Annotated in this window: 20 protein-coding genes and 2 tRNA genes; 6 read left to right on the plus strand and 16 right to left on the minus strand. The window is 60.1% G+C overall.

Annotated features, from left to right (window positions below; translation table 11 throughout):
• Positions 1-22: 22 nt before the first annotated feature.
• The 11 genes from HBN54_RS00685 to HBN54_RS00735 form a co-directional block, all read right to left on the minus strand.
• On the minus strand, positions 23-769 hold the full coding sequence (locus HBN54_RS00685) for an isoprenyl transferase (protein ID WP_168671228.1): 747 nt from the start codon (positions 767-769) through the stop codon (positions 23-25).
• Positions 770-901: 132 nt separating this feature from the next.
• A complete protein-coding gene (porG, locus tag HBN54_RS00690) occupies positions 902-1,657 on the minus strand; it encodes a type IX secretion system protein PorG (protein WP_168671230.1) in 756 nt (251 codons plus the stop codon).
• 48 nt (positions 1,658-1,705) lie between these two features.
• Entirely contained in the window at positions 1,706-2,599 is an 894-nt protein-coding gene (locus HBN54_RS00695; RefSeq protein ID WP_168671231.1) for a DUF6089 family protein, read from the minus strand.
• A 138-nt stretch (positions 2,600-2,737) separates the two neighbouring features.
• The gene (locus HBN54_RS00700) at positions 2,738-3,631 is read right to left on the minus strand and encodes an NAD kinase (RefSeq protein ID WP_168671232.1); all 894 of its coding nucleotides are present in this window, start codon (positions 3,629-3,631) and stop codon (positions 2,738-2,740) included.
• A gap of 80 nt (positions 3,632-3,711) precedes the next feature.
• Positions 3,712-5,136 (minus strand): BamA/TamA family outer membrane protein, encoded by a 1,425-nt coding sequence (locus HBN54_RS00705; protein ID WP_235955358.1) that lies wholly within the window; start codon positions 5,134-5,136, stop codon positions 3,712-3,714.
• A 36-nt stretch (positions 5,137-5,172) separates the two neighbouring features.
• A complete protein-coding gene (locus HBN54_RS00710; RefSeq protein WP_168671234.1) occupies positions 5,173-5,850 on the minus strand; it encodes a CBS domain-containing protein in 678 nt (225 codons plus the stop codon).
• A gap of 160 nt (positions 5,851-6,010) precedes the next feature.
• The gene (locus tag HBN54_RS00715; protein ID WP_168671742.1) at positions 6,011-6,793 is read right to left on the minus strand and encodes an alpha/beta fold hydrolase; all 783 of its coding nucleotides are present in this window, start codon (positions 6,791-6,793) and stop codon (positions 6,011-6,013) included.
• Between the two features lie 11 nt (positions 6,794-6,804).
• Positions 6,805-7,401 (minus strand): anthranilate synthase component II, encoded by a 597-nt coding sequence (locus HBN54_RS00720; RefSeq protein ID WP_168671235.1) that lies wholly within the window; start codon positions 7,399-7,401, stop codon positions 6,805-6,807.
• An 87-nt stretch (positions 7,402-7,488) separates the two neighbouring features.
• Positions 7,489-8,019, minus strand: a complete 531-nt coding sequence (locus HBN54_RS00725) for a CvpA family protein (RefSeq protein WP_168671236.1) — start codon at positions 8,017-8,019, stop codon at positions 7,489-7,491.
• 121 nt (positions 8,020-8,140) lie between these two features.
• A complete protein-coding gene (locus HBN54_RS00730; RefSeq protein WP_168671237.1) occupies positions 8,141-8,602 on the minus strand; it encodes a GatB/YqeY domain-containing protein in 462 nt (153 codons plus the stop codon).
• A gap of 38 nt (positions 8,603-8,640) precedes the next feature.
• Positions 8,641-9,669 carry a hypothetical protein gene (locus tag HBN54_RS00735; protein WP_168671238.1) on the minus strand — a complete coding sequence of 343 codons (1,029 nt, stop codon included), beginning with the start codon at positions 9,667-9,669 and terminating at the stop codon, positions 8,641-8,643.
• 273 nt (positions 9,670-9,942) lie between these two features.
• Between HBN54_RS00735 and HBN54_RS00740 the strand changes: the two genes are divergently transcribed.
• The 3 genes from HBN54_RS00740 (at position 9,943) to HBN54_RS00750 (ending at position 13,841) form a co-directional block, all read left to right on the plus strand.
• On the plus strand, positions 9,943-10,659 hold the full coding sequence (locus HBN54_RS00740) for a pyridoxine 5'-phosphate synthase (protein WP_168671239.1): 717 nt from the start codon (positions 9,943-9,945) through the stop codon (positions 10,657-10,659).
• A gap of 83 nt (positions 10,660-10,742) precedes the next feature.
• Positions 10,743-11,765: a tRNA 2-selenouridine(34) synthase MnmH gene (gene mnmH / locus HBN54_RS00745; RefSeq protein ID WP_168671240.1), complete on the plus strand. Its 1,023-nt coding sequence runs from the start codon at positions 10,743-10,745 to the stop codon at positions 11,763-11,765.
• A 177-nt stretch (positions 11,766-11,942) separates the two neighbouring features.
• The gene (locus tag HBN54_RS00750) at positions 11,943-13,841 is read left to right on the plus strand and encodes a T9SS type A sorting domain-containing protein (RefSeq protein ID WP_168671241.1); all 1,899 of its coding nucleotides are present in this window, start codon (positions 11,943-11,945) and stop codon (positions 13,839-13,841) included.
• Positions 13,842-13,914: 73 nt separating this feature from the next.
• Here the strand turns inward: HBN54_RS00750 and HBN54_RS00755 are convergent, their stop codons facing one another.
• Positions 13,915-14,910, minus strand: coding sequence for an AAA family ATPase (locus HBN54_RS00755; RefSeq protein ID WP_168671242.1), 996 nt, complete (start codon positions 14,908-14,910; stop codon positions 13,915-13,917).
• Positions 14,911-15,026: 116 nt separating this feature from the next.
• Between HBN54_RS00755 and HBN54_RS00760 the strand changes: the two genes are divergently transcribed.
• From HBN54_RS00760 to HBN54_RS00770, 3 genes are all read left to right on the plus strand, one after another.
• Positions 15,027-15,242, plus strand: a complete 216-nt coding sequence (locus HBN54_RS00760) for a hypothetical protein (protein WP_168671243.1) — start codon at positions 15,027-15,029, stop codon at positions 15,240-15,242.
• Between the two features lie 6 nt (positions 15,243-15,248).
• The gene (locus HBN54_RS00765) at positions 15,249-15,413 is read left to right on the plus strand and encodes a hypothetical protein (RefSeq protein WP_168671244.1); all 165 of its coding nucleotides are present in this window, start codon (positions 15,249-15,251) and stop codon (positions 15,411-15,413) included.
• A gap of 288 nt (positions 15,414-15,701) precedes the next feature.
• The gene (locus HBN54_RS00770; protein ID WP_168671245.1) at positions 15,702-17,930 is read left to right on the plus strand and encodes a T9SS type A sorting domain-containing protein; all 2,229 of its coding nucleotides are present in this window, start codon (positions 15,702-15,704) and stop codon (positions 17,928-17,930) included.
• 75 nt (positions 17,931-18,005) lie between these two features.
• On the opposite strand, the gene HBN54_RS00775 is transcribed toward HBN54_RS00770, so the two are convergent.
• The 4 genes from HBN54_RS00775 to mutS form a co-directional block, all read right to left on the minus strand.
• Positions 18,006-18,088, minus strand: a tRNA-Leu gene (locus HBN54_RS00775).
• Between the two features lie 4 nt (positions 18,089-18,092).
• Positions 18,093-18,587 carry an HNH endonuclease gene (locus tag HBN54_RS00780; RefSeq protein WP_168671246.1) on the minus strand — a complete coding sequence of 165 codons (495 nt, stop codon included), beginning with the start codon at positions 18,585-18,587 and terminating at the stop codon, positions 18,093-18,095.
• Between the two features lie 62 nt (positions 18,588-18,649).
• Positions 18,650-18,725 (minus strand) — tRNA-Gly (locus HBN54_RS00785).
• A 131-nt stretch (positions 18,726-18,856) separates the two neighbouring features.
• On the minus strand, positions 18,857-21,541 hold the full coding sequence (mutS, locus tag HBN54_RS00790; RefSeq protein WP_168671743.1) for a DNA mismatch repair protein MutS: 2,685 nt from the start codon (positions 21,539-21,541) through the stop codon (positions 18,857-18,859).
• Positions 21,542-21,736 lie beyond the last annotated feature (195 nt).

A 21,736-nucleotide genomic window follows, 5' to 3' on the forward strand; every position in this document is an offset into this window, starting at 1 on the left:
GCACAATAAACATTACAAAGATTTAAGATACAGTGATTTGCTCACTGGTTTTACCAAATCGCCGCTCCCGGCGCTGATAAGCCCGGATGGCCTCCTGAAAGTGCTGCTTCCGAAAGTCCGGCCACAGCAAATCGGTGATGTACAACTCCGTATAGGCCAGCTGCCACAGTAAAAAGTTACTAATTCGCTGCTCGCCACTGGTTCGGATAAGAAGTTCAGGGTCAGGCATTTTGGCCGTCACCAGATAGCTCGCCACCGTAGCTTCGGTCACCTGGCTGGGCTGGAGCCGGCCAGTAGCCACGTCATCGGCCATTCGTTTGGCCGCTTGGGTAAGGTCCCAACGGCCGCTGTAGCTCAGGGCCAGCACCAGCGTCATGCGCGTGCCATGCTTGGTTAGCTCCATTGCCTCGGCCAGTTCCCGCTGGCAGCTTTTGGGCAAAGTAGCTAGGTCACCAATGGCTTCCAGGCGAATGCTGTTTTTGAGCAGCGTAGCCGTCTCCTTGCGGATGGTATGCACCAGCAGTTGCATCAGGGCCATTACCTCCAACGCCGGACGATTCCAGTTTTCCGTTGAGAATGCGTACAGGGTTAGGAAGCGCACGCCCAATTCGGCGGCTTCCTCCACAGTTTCACGCACAGCCGTGATGGCGCTTTGGTGACCAAATACGCGCAAGCCTCCACGCTGCTTGGCCCAGCGCCCATTGCCATCCATGATGACGGCTACATGAGCGGGAATATTTTGAGTATCTATTTCGGCCTTGCCGGTCATCTTTGCGGTTTCGCTAAAAGAGCCCGCAAGTTACGGAAATGGTTGCATTTAGCAGCCGAACGCCAATACTGGCTTTTGGCTATATGGCATTCACAATTATATCGAAAGCATTCGTCAGCCATCAGCTAACTACTACTTTAACAACCCTTTATTCTTTTTATACTGGTCGGGGCAGCGGATTTTATAGAACGTATACGATAAGCTGACCCCACTATAATAATACCAATCCTGGTCATGAACATTTACCAGCAGGGGGTCTTGGGTGCTCAAATGGTCGAGCTGGTCAGTAAATGTTTTGCGGACACCTACTTCCAGTCCCAAATTGAGGTGTTCCGAAAGTGCGTATTTAATACCCGCACCAGCCGGGATGGCCAGCCCCAACATGCTGCCCTTCTGGTTGAAGGTTGGCTGTAGAAGAGGGTTATTGGATACCGTAGTGGTATTGGCGTAGAATGCTGCCAAGCCAGCAAACAGGTAGGGCGTAAAATGCACCTTATCTGTCCGGTAATGGTAATCCATGAAGTTGTACTCCACCACCGCCGATGCTTCCAGCACGCTGCCTTTGGTATTGGCCTGCCGGTAGCTCTGCAGCGGGGGCACTCCCCCATTCACACCCTTCACATTGTCATCGGCACCGCGTAGGAAACCAGCGGTGAAGCCGCCCCGCAAGGTAATGGGTACCGATACATCCTTGCGATAGAAGGCGGTGAAGGCAGGACGGCTATTTTGCAGCTGAAAATCGGGCGATATTTCGCCCCGATAATTGGTGGCTCCAATACCAATACCTACTTCGCTAGTGTTCTGCGCGTTGGCTGAAACACAAAAAAACGTACTCCCCGCCTGCACAAAGCAAGCGAAGAGTACGTTTTTGAAACCTGAATTCGTCATTTAGTAATTGCTGACTCGGAAAAAGAAACCTAAGCCAACAGTCGCTGGCTAGCGGAATTTGGGGTTCTTGATGCGGGGCGTCAAGATGTAGTTCAATGTTACACCTGTTACGATGTACCAGTCGGTTTTATTGCCCGAGTCACCACGAGGAGTACCACCCACCACATTCTGACCAGTGAAGTTGCTGTAGTCTCCCGCCTGGCTTTTGGTAATACCGTTGCCAAAATACAGTGCTGCAGGGGTAGTCAAACTTGATAGTTGGGCGTATTTTCCGCCGGTGTCATCCAGATAGTCGGTGAAGGTTTTGCGCCAGCCGATTTCCAGGCTCGCATCGAAGTTGCGGTTAATGCGGTAGCGGATACCGCCACCGAAAGGAATCGAAAACTGCGTCTTGCCATAGGCAGTAGCCTGACCTTCTGTTTTCAGGGGCTGCAGGTCAACGTAGTTGCCGTTCTTATCGAGGCCCTGGGGGTTGTGGTAGAAACCAGCTACACCAGCGAAAACGTAGGGCACAAAGTCCGGACGCTTGAGGTAGTTGTTGCGGTTTTCGATAAGGTCAACGATGGCAACGGCTGAAGCTTCCAGAATATCATTCCGGAAATTCATATTGCGGTTGTTACGGAAGCGAGCATCCGGGTCTTGGTCGCTGGCGAAGGAGTCATCGCCCGAGATGCGGCCATACGACAAGCCAAGGCGGCCCGACACACGCGGATAGAAACGACGGGTAATAGAAATACCTGCACCAACACGAGTAGCACCGAGGCGCAAGCTAGTGAAGCTAGTTACGGGTGTTAAATCCCCGAAGTAGTTCATCGCATTCAGGCTGAAGCCGATGGAGTTGTATTGCTTCCGCTTGCTGAATTGCTGGGCATCCGCCTCTGGTGTTGCCACCAAAGCCAGCCCGAGCACTACGGCCGTAGAATACGTGAAAATATTTTTCATAAGGCAACTAAAATGATGATACTAAGTTCGGCGAGCAAATGCAATGCAGAGAGTGCACAGTTTCAGACGGTGACAAAAGTAGGGCTAATCGGGAACTTAAAAAAGTTTCGACAATTTTTTCAGCAAAAAACTCTGTTTTCAGACCTGAATACCAGCGGGGTTGCGCCGGTCGAGGCCCCAATTCAGTTTGCTGCGCAAGGTACTGAGGAAGTTGACGTAATTAAGTTTTACTAGCCGAGCATTGAAGGCTTCTCGGCGAACGGCTATCTGAACGGACGCTTCGACGGGCAGGGAGCGGGAATCGAGCGCCAGCATGTAGCTGGAGCTGCGGCCTTCAATTTCGAAGGAAATCACGCTCTGGTCGGACACCACCAAGGGGCGCACATTCAGATTGTGGGGGCATACGGGAGCAATGATAAAATTGTTTGTCTGCGGCAGCATTACCGGGCCGCCGCAGCTCAGGGAATAGCCAGTTGAGCCGGTGGGTGTGGCCACGACGAGGCCATCGGCCCAGTAGGAATTGAGGTATTCGCCGTCGATGTAGGTGTGCACGACAATCATAGACGATGTGTCGCGCTTGAGGACGCTGAACTCATTGAGGCCGAAATTAAGGCTGCCAAATACGTCGGGGTCAGTGTCGACGCGAATCAGGCTGCGCTCTTCGATGGTAAAATGACCTTTGAAAAGGGCATCAATGGCCTGGGCAATGCGGTCGGGGGTGATGGTGGCCAGGAAGCCCAGGCGGCCGGTGTGGATGCCGAGAATCGGAATCTGGAGGCTGCCGACGTAGGTGACGGTATCGAGCAGGGTGCCATCGCCGCCGATGCTGAGCACGAACTGGACGCCGCGTAGCGAGTCGCCGCGGTGGAACTCGGTGGTGCCTTCGGGCAGGCGCAGGCGGTTGTCGAGGAAGGTGCGGAAGGCTTCGCCAATGCGGACTTCGGCCCGGCGGGCGGCCAAATCGTCGAGCAGGGCCTGAATGGCGGGGGCGGCTTCGTCGTCGAAAGGCTTACCAAAAATGGCGATTTTCATGCGGAGGGAAAAGCGGATTACGTAATAATAGCGGGTGCTTACGTAACAAATAAATAATATGGGTGGCGGGAATGAACCGGCTAAATCGGGAATTCGGCCCGGAAAAAGTAGCCGGTTTGCCCTAAGCCATTGAGGGTGTATTCGGCGGTGAATACCCGGTCGTAGTACGTGACGAGGTGCAGACCGAGGCCAACGGCACTTAATAGCTGATTGGGCAGGCGATTTTGGGACAGTGAATGCGGGGCGACAACGTAGCCGGCATCGGCAAAGATATTGAGGTAGAGGGCGAGCGGGATGGTATTGATTTTGGGATTGTCGATGGACTGCAGCCGAATAGGCTGGGGCCGCAGCAGCGGGTACGACAGCCCCTGCTGCACCAGGGCATAGTGGCGGCCGTCGACAACGTACTGGTCGTAGCCGCGCACCAGGTCTTCGTAGCCGAGGGCGCGGCTGTCGGCGTAGGCAAGCTGCCGGGTTAGGCGGGTCTGCCCGCTGAGGCCGACACTGTAGTAAAATTCGCGGCCCAGGGCCAGGTAACGGGTATAGTTCAGGTGCAGGGTGGTGATGCTGGGGGTGGTACCATCGAGAAAAACGCGGTGCGTGAGCGCGACCTGGGCATAGCGACCGGTGAGCGGGTAGGCGAAGGTGTTGCGCTGGTTGCGGGTGCTGGTGAGGTTCAGGTCGAGGTATTCGCGCTGGGTGCGGCCGAGATAATAGGTGGGGTTATAATGATTGACCGAGTCGCTGATTTGCTCGCGGTGGTAGGAAAGGTTGAGGGCCGTGAGAAACTGGACGGTGTGCCGGAAGCGCAGCCCGCCCGTGACGTAGAAGCGCTGGATGGGAAAGCCATCATCGGCCCGAAATGGGGTGAGGCGGTCGGCCAGCGTGATGTAGTCGAGGGAATGGCTTTGGTAGTAGGACGCGCCTACGCCGAGGCCCAGTCGCCGGTAGTGGCCCAGGCCGGGGGCTTCGTAGAACAGCTCGTATTTGCGGTTGAAGCCCAGCTGCAGGTTGGCGATGAGTTGCTCGTTGCGGCCGCGAAAGTTGCTGCGCACGAGGTGCACGCCGTAGTCGACGCGTCGCCAGCGGTCGGCGCGGTCGAGCCAAGAACGCAGGTTGCGGTCGGCCAACGAAAGAATGGGCACCGGAAAAGTGTACCACCGCTCCTGCACCCCGAACACGATGAGCAGCCGGCTACCGGCGCAGCTGGACTGCACCACCACGGCGTGAAACAGCTGGAGGTTGAAGAGCCGGCGGCGGTTGGCTTCGAGACAGGCCGGCAGGTCGGCCAGGGTAAGCGTATCGCCTTCGTGAAAGTCGAGCTCGGCCCGCAGAATACGGTCTTTGGTGACGGCATTGCCCGTAAAAAGAATGGTGCCGACCGCTGCCCGCACTACGCCGGGGCAGGGCAGCACCCGCACGAGGGTATCGGTGGGGGCCACCACGGGGCGCAGCGGGTGCGGCAGCGTATCGGCCTGAGCCGGCCCTAAGCCGGCCAGCAGCATCTGCAACGAGAAAAGGATTCCGAACAGCACCCGCCTCTACACGCTCAGGTAGCGCAGGAGGGCATCGTAGCGCTCCTGCTCGTCGTCGTCGACCACGGCGGTGCCGCTGAACTGTGCCGTAACGACGTAGCCGAACCGCTCCAGCGTAGCCGTGATGCGGGCCAGATTGTCCGTGTTCAGCTTCAGGGTGAGGCGGATGCGGTAGGGGTCGACTTCGTCCTGGGCGACCAGGGCACTGATGATTTTGGCGTTATTCTCCTCGACGTAGCGGCTGATTTGGGTGAGCGAATAGTCGCGCTCCTCCATGGTGAGGACGATGATGCCGCCCTGGCCGCCGCCGACCGGCTGCTGCCCGAAGGCCGCCAGCGCATCGGCAATGGTGACGACGCCGGCGTACTCGTGGCGCTCATCGACGACGGGCACGAGCTGAATTTTATTTTCAATGGCCAGCTCCATCACGCGGTAGAAATGCTGGTCGGGCCGCACGTAGGCATCGGCGTAGCCCAGGGGCATTGCGGAGAGGGGAGTTTCGGGGTCGTCGAAATCGGCGAGGTCGGCTTCGGTGACGAGGCCCCGGTAGTGGCGGTTGTCGAGGACGGGCAGCTGGGCCACGTGGAACTCATCGAGCCAGCGCGCTGCCTTGCCCACCGAATCGGTGCCCTTCAGAGGCGGAATCATTTCGTTGAGGAGGTCTTCGGCAAGCAGGGCGGGCATATTCTTGGTAATTATGGATTTTGAATTATAAATTATTAATTAGGTGTAGTCGAAAGATAGAAGAAAATGGAAAAGTAGTGCAGCTGGCTCCGAAGCCGTGCGGGAATTGTGGTTGCATAGCAGCTAACAACAATCGAGCCGGCAGAAAGATAAATGTCTTTTAGGCAGCCAGCGCGGGCGTGGTTTCGGTAGTACGCAAAAACCGGCGCAGGTAGGCGTTGAAGCCGGCGGAGCGCTCCATCATGGGGGCGTGGCCGCAATGGTCGAGGAAGCGCAGCTCGGCGCGCGGCAGCAGGCGCTCGAACTCGTGGGCCACGGGCGGCGGGGTAATGGTATCGTTCAGGCCCCACACCAGCAGCGTGGGCACGGTGATGCGGGCCAGCTCCTTGCTCAGGTTGTGGCGCTGGGCCGAGCGCGCAATAGCAATGATGCGCAGGCACTTGGCATTGGAGTTGGTGACGTTGAACACCTCATCGACCAGCTCCTGGGTGGCTACGTTGGGGTCGTAGAAGGTGTAGCCCACCCGCTCCTGCACGTAGGCGTAGTTGCCGCGCTTGGGGAACGAGCCGCCCATGCTGTCCTCGAACAGGCCGCTACTGCCGGTGAGCACCAAGCGGTTGACACGGGCCGGGTTTTTCAGGGTGTAGACCAGGGCAATGTGGCCGCCGAGGGAGTTGCCGAGCACGGTGAAACTGGCCGGCAAATCCATTGCTTTCACGAAGCCCTCGACGTAGGCAACCAGGCCCGGCACGCCAGCCTGGGAGAGAGGCATGTCGTAGATGGGCAGCAGGGGGATGATGACGCGGTGGGTGGGCACGAACTCCCGCACCACGTCGTGCCAGTTGCTGAGGGCACCGAACAGGCCGTGCAGCAGCAGCAGCACCGGGCCCTGGCCTTCGTCCACAAATTCGTACCCATGCTGGTGCTGGCGGCGCAATTCCATCTCGTTTTTCGTCAATTACCGGCGGTTTTGGCAATGATACAACAGCGGAGCCAATTGCCCAAAATTGCCAGCCCGTGCGGGGTCAGCAGGGCTTCGGGATGAAACTGGACGCCGTAGAGGGGCAACGTGCGGTGGCGCAAGGCCATCAGCTCGGGGGCGGGGCCGGTGGTGTGGGCCAGGGGCTGGAGCACGGCCGGCAGCGGCTCGCTGAGAATGAGCGAGTGGTAGCGCGTGATGGGCTGCACGGCCGGTAGGCCGGCGAAGAGCGGCGCGGCGGTATCGCAGCGCATGTCGGTGACTTTGCCGTGCATGGGCCGGGCGGCCCGCACCACCTCGCCCCCAAAAAACTCGCCCAACGCCTGGTGACCCAGGCACACGCCCAGCATGGGGATGTGCTGATGAAACGTGCGGATAACGGCGGGCATCACCCCGGCTTCGGCCGGCGTGCCGGGGCCGGGCGACAGCACGAGGCCATCGAACGCGGGCACGTTTAGCTCGGCCAGCGGCACATCGTTGCGCCGCACCACCACCTCGGCTCCCAGCTGGCGCAGATAATCCGCCAGCGTAAAGGTGAAGGAGTCGAAGTTATCGAGGAGCAGGAGGCGCATTTGAAGGGTCGGGTTTTGAGGGCTGAGGGTTGAGGGTTGAGTTAAAAGAGGAATATTTGAGAAAACTCAACCTTCAACCCTCAAAATTTAACCCTTCACAAAAGCTGACCGCATTCGGCCTAGTAAATCTTGGGCGAAGGGCAGCACGTAGCCCGTGACTTGCAGCGCCAGCGGCGTGGCTTGCTTCACGATGGGCAGGATTTGCGAGCCGGCCACGAGGTTGGGCGAAAGGAGCATCAGGCCCGAAAGGCGGGTGCCATAGAGCAGCAGGCTCAGCCCCAGCAGCCACTTGATGACACCGGCGGCCCCGCCCAGCAAATTATCCAGCACGCCCAGCGGGGTGAGGTGTACGGCCGTTTTGAGCAGGCCGCCCAGCAGGTGCACGCCCCACATAATGGCCACGAACACCAGCGCGAAGGACAGCAACGGCAGCATCCCGAAGGCATCGCCCACGTACTGCCGCACCAGCGGCACAGCGGCCGAAAGCAGCAGCAGCCCGCCCACCACGCCCAGCACGAAGGCCAGCAGCGACACCACTTCCAGCACCAGTCCGCGCCGGTAGCCCTTCACGGCCCCAATGCCGAGCGGGAGGAGTAGGAGGATGTCGAGGGCAGTCATGGGGGTTTCAAATTATAATTTTTGAATTATAAATTATAAATGGGCATACGGCTGATGAATAGTCAATCATAGCTGTGCAGACTGCCCATTTATAATTTATAATTCAAAAATTATAATTCAACTACAGATTCGTGTTGTTCAGCAGGTGGCTGAGTACGTCGGAGATGCGCTTACCGTCGGCCTGGCCGGAGAGCTCGCGGGCGGCTACGCCCATCACCTTGCCCAGGTCGGAGGGACCGGTAGCGCCCACGCGCTGAATGATGTGCACAAGCCGCTCGACCAAGGCAGCCTCGGAGAGCTGGGCGGGCAGGAACTCTTCGATTATGGCCAGCTCGGCGAGCTCGGTTTCTTCGAGGTCGGAGCGGAACTGCTCCTTGTAGATGGCGGCGGCGTCGCGGCGCTGCTTGGCCGATTTGTTGAGAAGCTTGAGCTCGGCTTCGGGCGTGAGGCCATCGGCGCTGGCACCGTCGGCGGTTTCGGCCAGCATGATTTGCGATTTGATGCTGCGCAGGGCGGTGAGGCGTACCTTGTCTTTGGCGAGCATGGCCTGCTTGATGGCGGCGTCGATGGTGGTTTTGAGCATGGAGAGAATGGATGGGCGCGTTGGCGCGGGTAAAAGTTTCAGTGACGAGGGGCAACGAGGGCGTCCAGCAGGGCCGTGGGCTTGTCGAGGTACAGGGCCAGCCGGCGGGCCGGGCGGCGGATGCCATACGGCCCGGTTACGGATATCGGGGCCGCAAAGGTCAGCATTACATTCGGAGCCGTCAGCAGGGGGCGCGCCAGGTTCAGGGTTTCGGCGTCGGCCGTGAAGTCTCCCCGCAGCAGCTCGGCGGTGGGCCAGCCGCCGCGCGGCACCGCAACCTGCCAGAAAAACCCAACCCGCACCAGCAGCTCATCGGTGGTGAGCAAGGTGGGTTGCAACCGGACGGCGTGGCCGTGGGCAATGAACAGCAGCAGCGCATAGGCATCGGCCACGAGCAGCCAGCCGGCGGCCACCGGGCTCCACATCCGCACCAGCAGGTGCAAAGCGGCACTTTCAATTAAAAGGCCGAAACACACGATTCCCAGCAATGCTCCCAGGGCCGACTCGCGGTGGCTGGCGAAGGCGGCCACGCCCGGCCGCGTGGCTGGTAGGGGTTCCCACCAGCCCAACAGGGCGTAGCGCAGCATATCGAGCTCGGCTACCAGAACCCCACCGGCCATGCCCAGCTCCTGCGCGGCGGCCAGCCGCAGGCGAAGGAGTGGTCGGGTTTCGTGCGCCCCGGCGGCCCGGTAGGCGCGCAGCAGCGCCCGCCCCCGGATGGCCAGGGCCAGCAGCGTCACGGCTTCGAGCCCAACGGGCAGCAGCCGCAGCAGCACCTGCGAGGGCCATCTTGGTACGGGCAGCAGCCAGCACGCCAGCGCCAGGCAGGCACTGACCACGGTACCCAGCACCAGGGGCGAAAGCCGGTAGCGGCGCAGCAGCAGCACGTAAAATAGTAGCGGCAGCCCCACCACCACATCGAACAGCACGGCCCACGAAAGGGCCGGATGCTGCGAAAACGAGGGCAGACGCACAACGGTATGCTCGATGCCCACAACCAGAAAAGCCAGCGCGGCAAATGCCAGTGCCGGCCGTAGCCGAACAGGCAGGGAGGTAGTAGTGGTCATGGCAGGCCCCGGCCCCGGGCGGGGCCGTGTGTGATGTAATTTCGCCCCGAAGCTACGGCCGCCGACCGGCAAGATATTCGCTGCTCATTATGATTAGTCTGCGATTAAAGCAAAGTTGGAAGACCTTATCCCGCTTGCGCCGGTTGTCGTCCTGAGCCTGCGAAGGACTTTTCAGCCACTTAACTGTTTGCCGTGCTTCAGGCGGTGCAAACGTGAGAAAGTCCTTCAACACTCAGGATGACAAACTTCTCACCCTCCTACCCTAATCCAAAGATGACCAAGCTCAGCGTCAATATCAACAAACTGGCTACCCTGCGCAATGCCCGGGGCCACAACCGCCCCGACATCCTGCTGGCGGCGCGCGACATCGAGCGCTTCGGGGCTGAGGGCATTACGGTGCACCCGCGGCCCGACGAGCGCCACATCCGCTACCAGGACGTACGCGACCTCAAGCACATCGTCACCACCGAGCTGAACGTGGAGGGCAACCCCACGCCCGATTTCCTGGCCCTGTGCCGCGAGGTGCGCCCCGAGCAGGTGACATTGGTGCCCGATGCGCCCGACGCCATTACCTCCAACGCGGGCTGGGACGTGGTGGCGCACCAGCAGTTTCTGCGCGAAGTGGTGGCCGAGCTGAAGTCGTTTGGAGCCCGCGTGAGCATTTTTCTCGACCCCGATGTGCGTCTGGTGGAAGCGGCCGCCAGCACCGGTACCGACCGCATTGAGCTCTACACCGAGGCCTATGCCGTGCATTACCTCGCCGACCGCGAAGCCGCCGTGGCTCCCTACCGCGCTACGGCGGCCCGCGCCGGCCAGCTGGGCCTGGGCGTGAACGCCGGCCACGACCTCGACCTCGACAACCTGGCCTGGCTGCACCAGCAGCTGCCCGAGCTGGCCGAGGTGAGCATCGGCCACGCCCTGGTGTGCGACGCGTTGTACCTGGGCCTCGAAAACACGGTGCAGCTTTACCTGCGGCAGTTGAAGTCGTAGTCAGATGCTTTTTTTAGAGAGCGTCATGCTTCGACTTCGCTCAGCATGCCGTTCATTTTTTTAATTTACAATTATTGCCCCGCATGCCCCGTCACTCCCTCGCCGAATTCGAAGCAGTCCCCTACCCCGTGCTCGATGTGCGGGCTCCCATCGAGTTTGCGCAGGGCCACGTGCCGGGCGCGCTCAACCTGCCTTTGTTTACGGATGAGGAGCGGGCCAGCATTGGCACTACCTATAAGCAGGTGAGCCAGGAGCGGGCCGTGCACCTGGGCCTGGAGTTTTTCGGGCCGAAGATGTCGGCCATGGTGAAGCAGGCCAAAAAGCTGGTGCCCGGCAAGGAAGTGCGCCTGCACTGCTGGCGCGGCGGCATGCGCAGCGGGGCCGTGATGTGGCTGTTGGAGTTGGCTGGCTTCAAAGTGCACCTGCTCGACCATGGGTACAAGGACTACCGCCGCGATGTGCTGGCCTCGTTTGCGCAGCCCCGGCAGTGGCGCGTGCTGGGCGGCCTCACCGGCAGCGGCAAAACCGATGTGCTGCACCAGCTAACCCTCATGCCTGGCCAGCTGGTGCTCGACCTGGAGGGCCTGGCCAGTCACAAGGGTTCGGCCTTTGGGGCCATTGGGCAGCCGGTGCAGCCCACCCAGGAGCAGTTCGAGAACAACCTGGCGGCAGCAATGGCCGTGCTGCCCACCGATGCCCCGATTTGGGTAGAGGACGAGAGCCGGCAGATTGGCCGACTCACCATTCCGCCCGGGCTGTTTGCCCAGCTCCAGGCCTCCCCGCGCTTCGTGCTGGAAGTACCCCGCCCCGCCCGCGTGGCCAAGCTGGCCGCCGAGTACGGAGCCGAAGACCCAACCCTGCTGGCCGAATCCATCGGGCGCCTGCAAAAGCGCCTGGGCGGCCTGGCCACCCAGCAAGCGCTGGCCGCCGTGGCCGCCGGCGACTTCCCGCTGATGGTGGAGCTGGTGCTCGATTACTATGACAAGACTTACACCTACGGCCTGGCCCCCCGCCCCGAGGAACCGCCCCGCACCCTGGTGCCGGTGGCCGACTGCGATGCCGCCGCAAATGCGGCGCAGCTGTTGCAGGCTATTGCGACCATCTAAACGGCTTGAACATCATGACAAAAGTGCCGCCAGTCGATAATTCGGCTGGGTATCGGTGGTATGTTGTAATTTGTCGGCTGAAATAGCAATTCAGCTTTTCACTTATCCCCCTCCTTTTCCTTTCTCTGTCTTCGCTCACTTAAGTATTTTCTATTCCCCACTTTTCCTCTTTTTTCCATGTTAACAAACCTACAAACCCGGCTGAAAAAAGCCAGTCGTTTGCTGCCGGTAGCTTTGCTGCCATTCGCGGCGCACGCACAGTTCAATTATGGTGCTGCAAATGCCGTAACCGTTGCCGGTACGTATACCGATTTAGGTACGGGTGGAACGGCTATTGCTACCACCAACCCTGACGATGCCAACTCTGCGGCACAGCCTATTGGCTTCACATTCAATTACAACGGCACGGCGTTTACACAGTTTATCTTAAACACCAACGGCCTCATCAAGCTTGGCTCGGTTGCGCCTTCGACCGCAGCCCTGTACTATGAGAATTTCGCCGGTGGCGTTGGTATCGACCCGCTTTCGTCGGCCGCAGCAGCCGAAACAAACCTGATTATGCCCTTCAACTTCGACCTGGAGGAAGGCATTAGCGGTACGGCTGATTTCCGGGTGCAAACCACCGGCACAGCGCCTAACCGCGTCTGCACAATTCAGTGGAAAAACGTTAAAGACAAGTCAGAGCCCGGCGCTGGTGCTCCTGCCCAGTACAGCAACTTCAGCTTCCAGGCGAAGCTGTACGAAAGCGGTAACATTGAATTTGTTTACAATACTGCACTTGCCTCGGCGAATGCCACGGCCACTCGTTTTCCAAACGTGGGCCTGAAAGGAAGCAGTACCGCAACCAACCAGGTAGCGCTGGCGCTCAAAGGAGTACCCAGCGACCCTTGGAGCGCGACTACTTTCATTAGCCAGAACTACGGCACTTCGGCTCACAACATAAACAAGGCAGGTTTGCCGGATGCTGGCCGTACCTACCGCTTTGTACCCACCGTGCAGCTGAGCAACGATGCCGCTGTTACGGCTATCTATACCTTGGGTACAGTATCGAGCGCCTACGGTTCGCCAGTAACGGCCCAGGCCCTGGTAACTAATACTGGCTCTGCTGCTCAAACCAACCTTGCCGTGACCCTCGCGGTAAGTGGTGCCACTACCTACACGAACACGCAAACGGTAGCAACCCTGGCCCCAGGTGCTTCCACTATGGTTACCTTCACCTACCCCGTGGCGGGCACCACCGGCACCAATACCCTGACCGTGACCATTCCTGCGGATGGCTTAGCTAGCAACAACACCCAAACCTTCACCCAAACCATTTCGACTGGCACCCTGAGCTACGTTTCGGGCACTACCATTAACGGTGGCGCTGGTGTGGGTGCGGCTGGCAGCGTCCTGGCCGTTGGGTACCGCACTGTGGGTGCCGCCGCCGTAACGTCGGTAAGCCCTTCTTTTGCCGGCACGACCACGGCTACAGCTACTTATCAAGTATTGGTATACAGCGCCGCCGCCAATGGTCAGCCCGGCACCGTGCTCTATACCTCGCCTGCGCGCCCCCGGCCCGCCGGTGCTGCTAACGTGGTTACCACAGAAACGGTAGCTATTCCGAATATCGCCGTAAATGGCGGCTTTTTTGTCGGCCTCAAAACCGTTGCCGCCGACAACCTGAGTGTCGCTTACCAGACCGAAGTACCACTGCGCAGCGGCACGTTCTTCTATACCACCACCAATGGCACCACCTGGATAGACATCAACACTTCCACGCTCAATTCGCGCTTGGCTGTCAATGTTGGCCTGTCCACTTTCACGGCCGTTCGCAACGAGGCCCTGGCTGCTACGGTGAATCTGTACCCCAACCCCGCGCACCAGAGCTTCCAGCTCACGGTGCCTACTGGCCTGCGGGCTGCTTCGGCCACGCTGAGCAACACCTTGGGCCAGGTGGTGCAGTCGCGCCAGCTGAACCTGCCCGCCGCCGGCGGCACCGCCGACTTCAACGTGAGCAGCCTTGCTCCCGGCGTGTACACGCTGACGTTGAAATCGGGGGCTGACCTCGTGGTGAAGCGCGTGGTGGTGGAATAATCATTCCCGCTTCGCACCCATAAAAAAAGGGCTGACCGCATGGTCAGCCCTTTTTTTATGCACGGCATCAGGCTTAGCTGATGGGCACCTTGCGCAGAATGGCCTCAATCAAATCCTGGGTGCGGATGCCGTCGGCTTCGGCCTCGTAGGTGAGCAGGATGCGGTGGTTGAGCACATCGGCCGCCACTTCCTTAATGTCCTCGGGCAGCACGTAGTCGCGGCCTTCGAGGTAGGCTACGGCTTTGGAGGCCCGGTGCAGGGCAATGCTGGCCCGGGGGCTGGCCCCAAACTGCACGGCCTGGGCAAATTCGGGCAGGTCGTAGTCGGCCGGCCGGCGGGTGGCGAATACCAGCTCAATAAGGTAATTTTCCAGGGTATCAGAAATCTGCACCTGATTTATTTGCTGGCGAATACCGAAAATATCTTCTTTGGTCAGAATCGGCTGCACGTCTTCCACGAAGCTGAGGTTGGCCATACGGCGCATCACCTCCAGCTCGTCGGCTTTCTTGAGGTAGTCGACGTGCACCTTCAGCATAAAGCGGTCAACCTGGGCCTCAGGCAGCGGGTAGGTGCCTTCCTGCTCCACGGGGTTTTGGGTGGCCAGCACCAGAAACGGCAGGTCGAGCGGATACGTGGTATCGCCGATGGTGACCTGCTTTTCCTGCATGGCTTCAAGCAGGGCGCTCTGCACCTTGGCCGGCGAGCGGTTGATTTCGTCGGCCAGCACGAGGTTGGCGAAAATCGGCCCCTTCTTTACTTCAAAAACCGACTGGTTCTGGTTGTAAATCATGGTGCCCACCAGGTCCGACGGCAGCAAATCGGGCGTGAACTGCACCCGTTGAAAGTGCAGGTGCAGCACCTTGGCCAGCGTCGAGATGGTGAGGGTTTTGGCCAGGCCGGGCACTCCTTCCAGCAGGATGTGCCCACCGGTGAACAGGCCAATCAGCAGGCGGGTGAGCAGCGGCTGCTGCCCCACCACCACCTTGCCCATCTCCGCGAATACCTGGCGGATAAGCGGATGATAGTCGATGGGTGCCGCCGGCACAGGAGTATCAGAAACAGGGTTCATACGTGGGAGCGTGGGCAAAACAGCAGTTGCAAGGTAGGCACAAGGCCGGTGCCGGCCGATACCGGGGCATTATATTCCTCCGGCCCTGCCACGGGCCTTGCCTAATGGCCCGGCCCGTGGCACGCTCCAGGCAAATGGGGCGATGGGCCTTGCTGGCGCTGCTGCTGCTGGCCCAGTTGCTCAATGGCGTCTACGATGAGCAAACGCTCTCGTTTCTCGCGGTGCTGTGGCAGCGGCTGCTGGCTGCCAGTGGCCTGCACCACTTAGCGGCGGCGATACCAAGCGCCTGCTGCGGCTGGTGCTTGCCCCGGCCCAGTGGCGCATGGCGGTGAAGATGTATGCTGGACGTGGGCATTGTGCTGGCCAATAAGCTGGCCGGCAATGCGGTGTGGGCCTACCGGCTCAGCCGCCAGATTCTGGACTTTGTGGTGAGCCCGCTGCCAGTGGCGGGCCTGTATGTAGTGTTTCGGGTGGGCTTGGGCCCAAAACCTATGCAGGCGTAATAGCTAGCGAGCCTTGAGGAGCCGAAGGTCCTGATGCTGCTCTAACAATAAAATCAGTTATTGTATTTCCTGATTTTTGGCCACAGAGTCGCTTTACGGAAGTATTGAGTCTATGTGTTTTGAATGGGACAGAAACTTCGGAATTAATTCCAATATCTTGGAACTAAAATCGCACCAGGCTTAAAGCCCTTAAAACAGGCGCATTACCAGAATTTAAGCGGGTCTGTTCCATCATGTTTGTGGGAAGCACCCGGTACTGTTTTACACCATTTTTCCTTTCCATTCAGCATGAAAAAAAAGCTACTCTTTGCCTTCTTCTTCCTGTTTGTGGGCGGCCTGCTTGTTGGGCTGCCATCAGCGAAGGCTTCCCACCTGCTGGGTTGCGACATGACCTACACCGCGCTGGGCAACAACCAATACCGGGTGAAATTCCGCCTCTACCGCGACTGTTCCGGCATTCAGCCTTCGCCCTTCACGCTGTCGTGCCGCAACGGGGGCTGCAACGCGACGGCCACGGTATCGGCCCCGTTCGTGCAGCAGGGCCCTACTATTTCGGCCAATCCCCTGGGGCCGAACACGCCCGGCACCTGCGCCAACCCGTCGGCGCTCTATCCGCTCTACGACTTCACCACCTACGAAGCCACCGTGACGCTACCCCCCGGCCAGTGGACGATGAGCACGAACCAGGGCGCACGCCCCACTATCGCCAACATCCTGGGCTCGCCCGACCTCTACGCCGAGGCTTACCTCGATAACCGCAACAGCAGCAGCACCTCGGTGGCCAACAGCTCGCCCCAGTTCGACCCGCAGGATATTCCGATTCAGTATTCGTGCGTGAATCAGCGCAACTCCCTCGGTTTCTCTTCCATCGAGCCCGATGGCGACTCGCTGGTGTATGCCCTAGCGGCTCCCTTGGCGGCCTGCGGCATGCCCATTTCGTATGGGCCCTACCTCAACCAGCCCGCCCCGGTGCTGATTAACACGAACCCGGTCTGCTTATATAGCCCATTAGCATCAGGCAGCAATAACTTCTCCCCCACGTTGCCTCTCCCGGTCGCAATGGACACAACCGGCAGCTGCCCCCTGCTAACCGGTAGCCCACGCTTCAAGCTAAACCAGACGGCCCGCACCATTACGTTCACGCCAAACGTGTACAGCCCGGCCACGTCGGCCGCCGATGGCCGCAACAAGTACCAGGTGGTAGTGGAAGTAACCGAGTACCGCCGCATCAACGGCGTGCGCCGCGTGGTAGGCCGCGTGCGCCGCGAGGCCGTGATTATCGTTATCGACTGCGGGGCGAACAGCGTGCCCGGGCCGGTGGTGGCCGTGGCCCGCACCATCAACTCCGGCACCAGCACCTACAATACCGTTGATTCTACGCAAATTAATATTGCCTCGTGCAGCTACTCCCGCGTCACGCTCAATTTCACCGACCCCGACAACCAGCGTACGCCCAGCGCCCACCAGCTGCTCACCGTCACGCTGCCGGCCGATATCAATACCAACCCCCTGCTGCTGGCGTCGGGCGACATCGGCACGTTCTCGCTTGCCGGCAATGGCGGCGAAAGCCCGGTCGGCACGCTGTATCTCCAGCCTTCGCCCAGCATGGTGGGCCGGCTCATTCGCCTCAACTTTCGGGTTGAAGACAATGCGGCGCCCGTGAAGGGCGTGCAAACCCGCGTAGTCATCGTGCGGGTTGTGCGCAACAACGCGGCCTCGCTGGCAACAGCCGGGGTGGCCGGCGGTGGCTCGGCCGACCTCTGCGCCGGTGGCACACTGGTACTGCAAGCCAGCGCCATGCGCCCCGACTCGGTGCGCCGCCTCGCCAACGCCACCACCGTCCCCCAAACCTACGCCTACCTGTGGACGGTGCGCGGCGATGGCCTCACCCAGGCCCAGGCCACCAGCCCCACCATCAGCGTGGCTCCCACGCGCACCAGCCGCTACAGCCTGGCGGTATCACCCCTCACCGGCTTCGGCACCAGTTGCGGCGATACCACGTCGGTGCTCGTGCGGGTGCTACCGGCCGCCGCTGCCCCGGTGGTTACCCGCAGCGGCCTTGTCCTCACCAGCAGCTACGCCACCGGCAACCAATGGTACCGCGATGGCCTGCCCATTGCCGGTGCTACTGCCCGCACGCTCACTGTCACGGCTAATGGGGCCTACTCGGTCCAGACCCTGGTAGCATCCAGCAGCCTCGGCAGCTGCCTGTCGCCGTTTTCCTCGGCTCAAACGGTGCTGTCGGCGCAGCGGGCGCTGGCCGGCACCAGCCTGAGCGTGGTACCCAACCCCACCCCCAACGGCCGCCTCAGCGTCCTCCTCACCGGCTACAGCCAGCCCGTCGAGCTAACGGTGTTTGATGCCCTGGGCCGCATCGTAGCGCACAAAACGGTAGCAGCGCCCAACCCCCAGGGCACCACCCAGCCGCTGGACCTCACCAGCGTGGGGGCCGGCGTGTATGTGCTGCAAGTACGCACCGCCGCCAGCCTGGAAACGCGACGCGTGGTACACGAATAACCGAGGCAGCCACTGAAGCACAAAAAAAGCCCACTACCTGAGAAGGTAAGCGGGCTTTTTTTGCTTTGCAAATAGTACCAGAGACGGGACTCGAACCCGTACGTCCGCGAAGACAAGGGATTTTAAGTCCCTCGTGGCTACCATTACACCACTCTGGCTCAGCTACTTAGCTATGATAGTAATTCTGTTTTTGCCCCGATAGTTTTCCGTCAGGGCATGGCAGTTTGGACAAAGTAACTGCAAGTTTTCCAAACGGTGGTCATTATTTATCCCATTCCGATGATGTAATTCCAGCGGAATAGGCTGGTGCTTCCATTCTACTAGTCCACAATCCTCACAATGTCTGGCCTTCACGCTTTCTTCCAGCAGCCTTTTCCGTAAACCATGGGTGAAATTATACGGCGAATTTTCTACCAGAATTTCTTCAAGGGTGGCTTTGCGTCCGAAACTCTTGTAGCGTGCCCCCTGGTTCCAGGCCGCGCCCGTCCAGTGGCTGGTATCCAAGCCTAGCTTCGCGATGCGGGCATACACGGTTTTGTAGTTGCCCCCGGCCGGCACCAGCCCGATGCGCCCCAATACCTGCGCCACCGATAGGCTTTCGCTAACCGCCTGCCGGAATTCATCATCTGTACTGAGGCATTTGCGGGTAGCAGCCATGCGGATGAGATGGGTTAAAACAAAAAAGACGTTGCTGTAAAGCAACGTCTTTTTTCGAACTATGGAGCGGGAGACGAGGTTCGAACTCGCGACCTCGACCTTGGCAAGGTCGCGCTCTACCAACTGAGCTACTCTCGCAGGAGGTTCAGAACAAGTTTCGTTGTGCTGAATGGTGCGACAAAGGTAAGGGGCTTTTTTGAGGAAGCAAGTACCAGGTGTGGAAATTATCATCCCAGAGGCCTTTCTCCTTCATTTTCAGGCTGAAAAAATTAACCTTTCCCTAATGTGAGCTTCAATTCGTTCAGTTTCATCAGCGCTTCGATGGGCGTGAGGGTGTTCACATCGAGGTGCTGGAGCAGCTCGCGGATACGTTCGAGGGCAGGGTCGCTAGGCTCGAAGATGCTGAGCTGGGCACGCGGCGCGGTGGCCACGGCCGAAGTGGCGCGGGGCTTGGGCTGGGCGGGCAGTTGGGCCGGCGGCACGGCAATGCCGGCGCGGCTGGTGGGCTCGATGCCAGCCAGCACATCGTCGAACTCGGTGGGTATATCACTCTCGGCTCCGGTGCCGGTGCGTTCCACTTCGAGGTGGTGCATGATTTCGTTGGCCCGCAGCACCACGCTGGTGGGCATGCCGGCTAGCCGCGCCACGTGGATGCCGAAGCTGTGCTCGGAGCCGCCGGGCTGCAGCTTGCGCAGGAAGAGGATGCGGCCGTCGGCCTCCTTCACGGCCACGTTGTAGTTGCGCACACGGGGGCAGTCGTCGGCCAGTTGGTTGAGCTCGTGGTAGTGGGTGGCGAACAGGGTTTTGGCCTTCGCTTTCGGGTTATTGTGCAGGTGCTCCACGATGGCCCAGGCGATGCTGATGCCGTCGTAGGTGCTGGTGCCGCGCCCGATTTCGTCCATCAGCACCAGGCTGCGGTCGGAGAGGTTGTTCAGGATGGAGGCGGTTTCAGTCATCTCCACCATAAAGGTGCTTTCGCCCTTGCTCAGGTTGTCGGAGGCGCCGACGCGGGTGAAAATCTTGTCGATGATGCCCACGGTAGCGGCGTCGGCGGGCACGAAGCTGCCGATTTGGGCCAGCAGCACGATGAGGGCCGTCTGGCGCAGCAGGGCCGATTTACCGGCCATGTTGGGGCCGGTTATCACCACAATCTGCTGGTCGTCCTGGTCGAGGCAGATGTCGTTGGGGATGTAGCTTTCGCCGGGCGGCAGCTGCCGCTCAATCACGGGGTGGCGGCCGGCTTTGATGTCGAGCACGGTGCCGTCGTTCACCACGGGCTGCACGTAGCGCTGCTGCCGGGCCGTGAGGGCGAAGCTGGCCAGGCAGTCCATCACGCCAATGGCGCGGGCGTTCTGCTGAATCTGGGGCACGAAATCGAGCGCGGCCAGCACCAGGTCGTTGTAGATGCGCTGCTCAATCACGAACAGCTTTTCCTCGGCATTGAGGATTTTCTCCTCGTAGGTTTTCAGCTCCTCGGTTACGTAGCGCTCGGCGTTCACCAGCGTCTGCTTGCGAATCCATTCGTTCGGCACCTTGTCCTTGTGGGCATTGGTGACTTCGAGGTAATAGCCGAATACCCGGTTGTAAGCCACTTTCAGCGACGAAATACCAGTATTGCGCTGCTCGCGCTGCTGAAGCTGCAGCAAATAGTCCTTGCCCGAGAAGGCCAGAGCCCGCAGCTCGTCCAGCTCGGCATCCACGCCCATGTTCAGCACACCGCCCTGGTTGGTGAGGATGGGCGCGTCGGGCTTGATTTTGGTGAGGATTTCCTGGCGCAGATTGGCGCAGGGGTTCAGCTGCTCGGCCAGTTTCACCAGCGCCTTCACGCCCGAGGCGGCCAGCCGCTCGCGCATGGGCGCGATGGCTTCGAGGGCGCGGGCCAGCTGCAGCAGCTCGCGGGGATTCACGCGGCGCACGGCCACTTTGGAAATCAAGCGCTCCAGGTCGTTTATCTGGCGCAGGTGCTGGGTGAGGTCGGCCAGCAATTCCTGGTCGGCAACCAACGCGGCCACGGTGTCGAGGCGGCGCTGAATCTGGCTTACTTCTTTGAGGGGCAGCACTATCCATTTGCGCAGCAGGCGGGCACCCATGGGCGTGAGGGTCTGGTCGAGCACGTCGATGAGGGGCACGCCGCCGGGGTGCTGGGCGTGCACCAGCTCCAGGTTACGCACCGTGAAGCGGTCGAGCCACACGTATTTATCCTCCTCCAGACGGCCCAAGCTGGCGATGTGCTGGACGTCATTGTGCTTGGTTTCGGCCAGGTAGTGCAGGATGCAGCCGGCGGCGATGACGCCCTCTTTGAGGTTATCCACGCCGAAGCCTTTCAGCGAGGTGGTGCGGAAGTGGCGGGTGAGGGTGTCGTGGGCATAGTCGGCCCCAAAAACCCAATCGTCGAGCGCGTAAGTGCAGTAATCAGGGCCGAAGTTCTGCTCGAACTCGCCCCGGCTTTTCTTGCAGAAAAGCACCTCGGCGGGGCTGAAATTCTGCATCAGCTTGCCCAGGTAATCGAGGGTGCCCTGAGCGGCCAGGAACTCGCCGGTGCTGATATCGAGGAAGGAAATGCCGGCCTCGGTTTTGCCGAAATGGATGGCGCAGAGGTAATTATTACTGCGCCGCTCCAGCACGTTGTCGTGCATGCTCACGCCGGGCGTCACGAGCTCGGTGATGCCACGCTTTACCAGGCCCTGGGCTTCCTTGGGGTTTTCGAGCTGGTCGCAGATGGCCACACGCTGGCCGGCGCGCACCAGCTTGGGCAGGTAGTTGTCGAGGGAGTGGTGGGGGAAGCCGGCCAGGGCCACTTCGCTGCTGCTGCCCGCGCCGCGCTTGGTGAGCGTAATGTCGAGAATGCGGCTGGCCGTGACGGCGTCCTCGCCGAAGGTTTCGTAAAAATCGCCCACCCGAAACAGCAGCACCGCGCCCGGATGCTGCTGCTTGAGCTGGTAGTACTGCTTCATCAGCGGCGTTTCCGACACGGCCGGGATGGGCACGGTGAAATGGTCGGGGCCGACGGACTTGATGACGAATTCTTTTTTGGGTGCAGGCAAAATCGTGCGGTAAGCTTTAGCTTGCCGGATAATCAGCCGGCAGCAAACAATTCAATAATCGAAAAACAACCGGCGCAAGTCAAGCGTTCCGGGGCTGTCCGGTGG

Origin of the sequence: Hymenobacter artigasi (assembly GCF_012275535.1) — a bacterium.
GTDB lineage: Bacteria > Bacteroidota > Bacteroidia > Cytophagales > Hymenobacteraceae > Hymenobacter > Hymenobacter artigasi.

What these genes read in the sequence shown, in the direction of transcription:
- HBN54_RS00735 (WP_168671238.1), bottom strand. Translation starts at nt 9,669, where the DNA reads ATGACCACTACTACCTCCCTGCCTGTTCGGCTACGGCCGGCACTGGCA.
- HBN54_RS00740 (WP_168671239.1), top strand. Translation starts at nt 9,943, where the DNA reads ATGACCAAGCTCAGCGTCAATATCAACAAACTGGCTACCCTGCGCAAT.
- HBN54_RS00710 (WP_168671234.1), bottom strand. Translation starts at nt 5,850, where the DNA reads ATGCCCGCCCTGCTTGCCGAAGACCTCCTCAACGAAATGATTCCGCCT.
- HBN54_RS00765 (WP_168671244.1), top strand. Translation starts at nt 15,249, where the DNA reads ATGCTGGACGTGGGCATTGTGCTGGCCAATAAGCTGGCCGGCAATGCG.
- HBN54_RS00750 (WP_168671241.1), top strand. Translation starts at nt 11,943, where the DNA reads ATGTTAACAAACCTACAAACCCGGCTGAAAAAAGCCAGTCGTTTGCTG.
- HBN54_RS00700 (WP_168671232.1), bottom strand. Translation starts at nt 3,631, where the DNA reads ATGAAAATCGCCATTTTTGGTAAGCCTTTCGACGACGAAGCCGCCCCC.
- mutS (WP_168671743.1), bottom strand. Translation starts at nt 21,541, where the DNA reads ATGAAGCAGTACTACCAGCTCAAGCAGCAGCATCCGGGCGCGGTGCTG.
- mnmH (WP_168671240.1), top strand. Translation starts at nt 10,743, where the DNA reads ATGCCCCGTCACTCCCTCGCCGAATTCGAAGCAGTCCCCTACCCCGTG.
- HBN54_RS00685 (WP_168671228.1), bottom strand. Translation starts at nt 769, where the DNA reads ATGACCGGCAAGGCCGAAATAGATACTCAAAATATTCCCGCTCATGTA.
- HBN54_RS00725 (WP_168671236.1), bottom strand. Translation starts at nt 8,019, where the DNA reads ATGACTGCCCTCGACATCCTCCTACTCCTCCCGCTCGGCATTGGGGCC.
- porG (WP_168671230.1), bottom strand. Translation starts at nt 1,657, where the DNA reads ATGACGAATTCAGGTTTCAAAAACGTACTCTTCGCTTGCTTTGTGCAG.
- HBN54_RS00695 (WP_168671231.1), bottom strand. Translation starts at nt 2,599, where the DNA reads ATGAAAAATATTTTCACGTATTCTACGGCCGTAGTGCTCGGGCTGGCT.
- HBN54_RS00715 (WP_168671742.1), bottom strand. Translation starts at nt 6,793, where the DNA reads ATGGAATTGCGCCGCCAGCACCAGCATGGGTACGAATTTGTGGACGAA.
- HBN54_RS00780 (WP_168671246.1), bottom strand. Translation starts at nt 18,587, where the DNA reads ATGGCTGCTACCCGCAAATGCCTCAGTACAGATGATGAATTCCGGCAG.
- HBN54_RS00770 (WP_168671245.1), top strand. Translation starts at nt 15,702, where the DNA reads ATGAAAAAAAAGCTACTCTTTGCCTTCTTCTTCCTGTTTGTGGGCGGC.
- HBN54_RS00730 (WP_168671237.1), bottom strand. Translation starts at nt 8,602, where the DNA reads ATGCTCAAAACCACCATCGACGCCGCCATCAAGCAGGCCATGCTCGCC.
- HBN54_RS00755 (WP_168671242.1), bottom strand. Translation starts at nt 14,910, where the DNA reads ATGAACCCTGTTTCTGATACTCCTGTGCCGGCGGCACCCATCGACTAT.
- HBN54_RS00720 (WP_168671235.1), bottom strand. Translation starts at nt 7,401, where the DNA reads ATGCGCCTCCTGCTCCTCGATAACTTCGACTCCTTCACCTTTACGCTG.
- HBN54_RS00705 (WP_235955358.1), bottom strand. Translation starts at nt 5,136, where the DNA reads ATGCTGCTGGCCGGCTTAGGGCCGGCTCAGGCCGATACGCTGCCGCAC.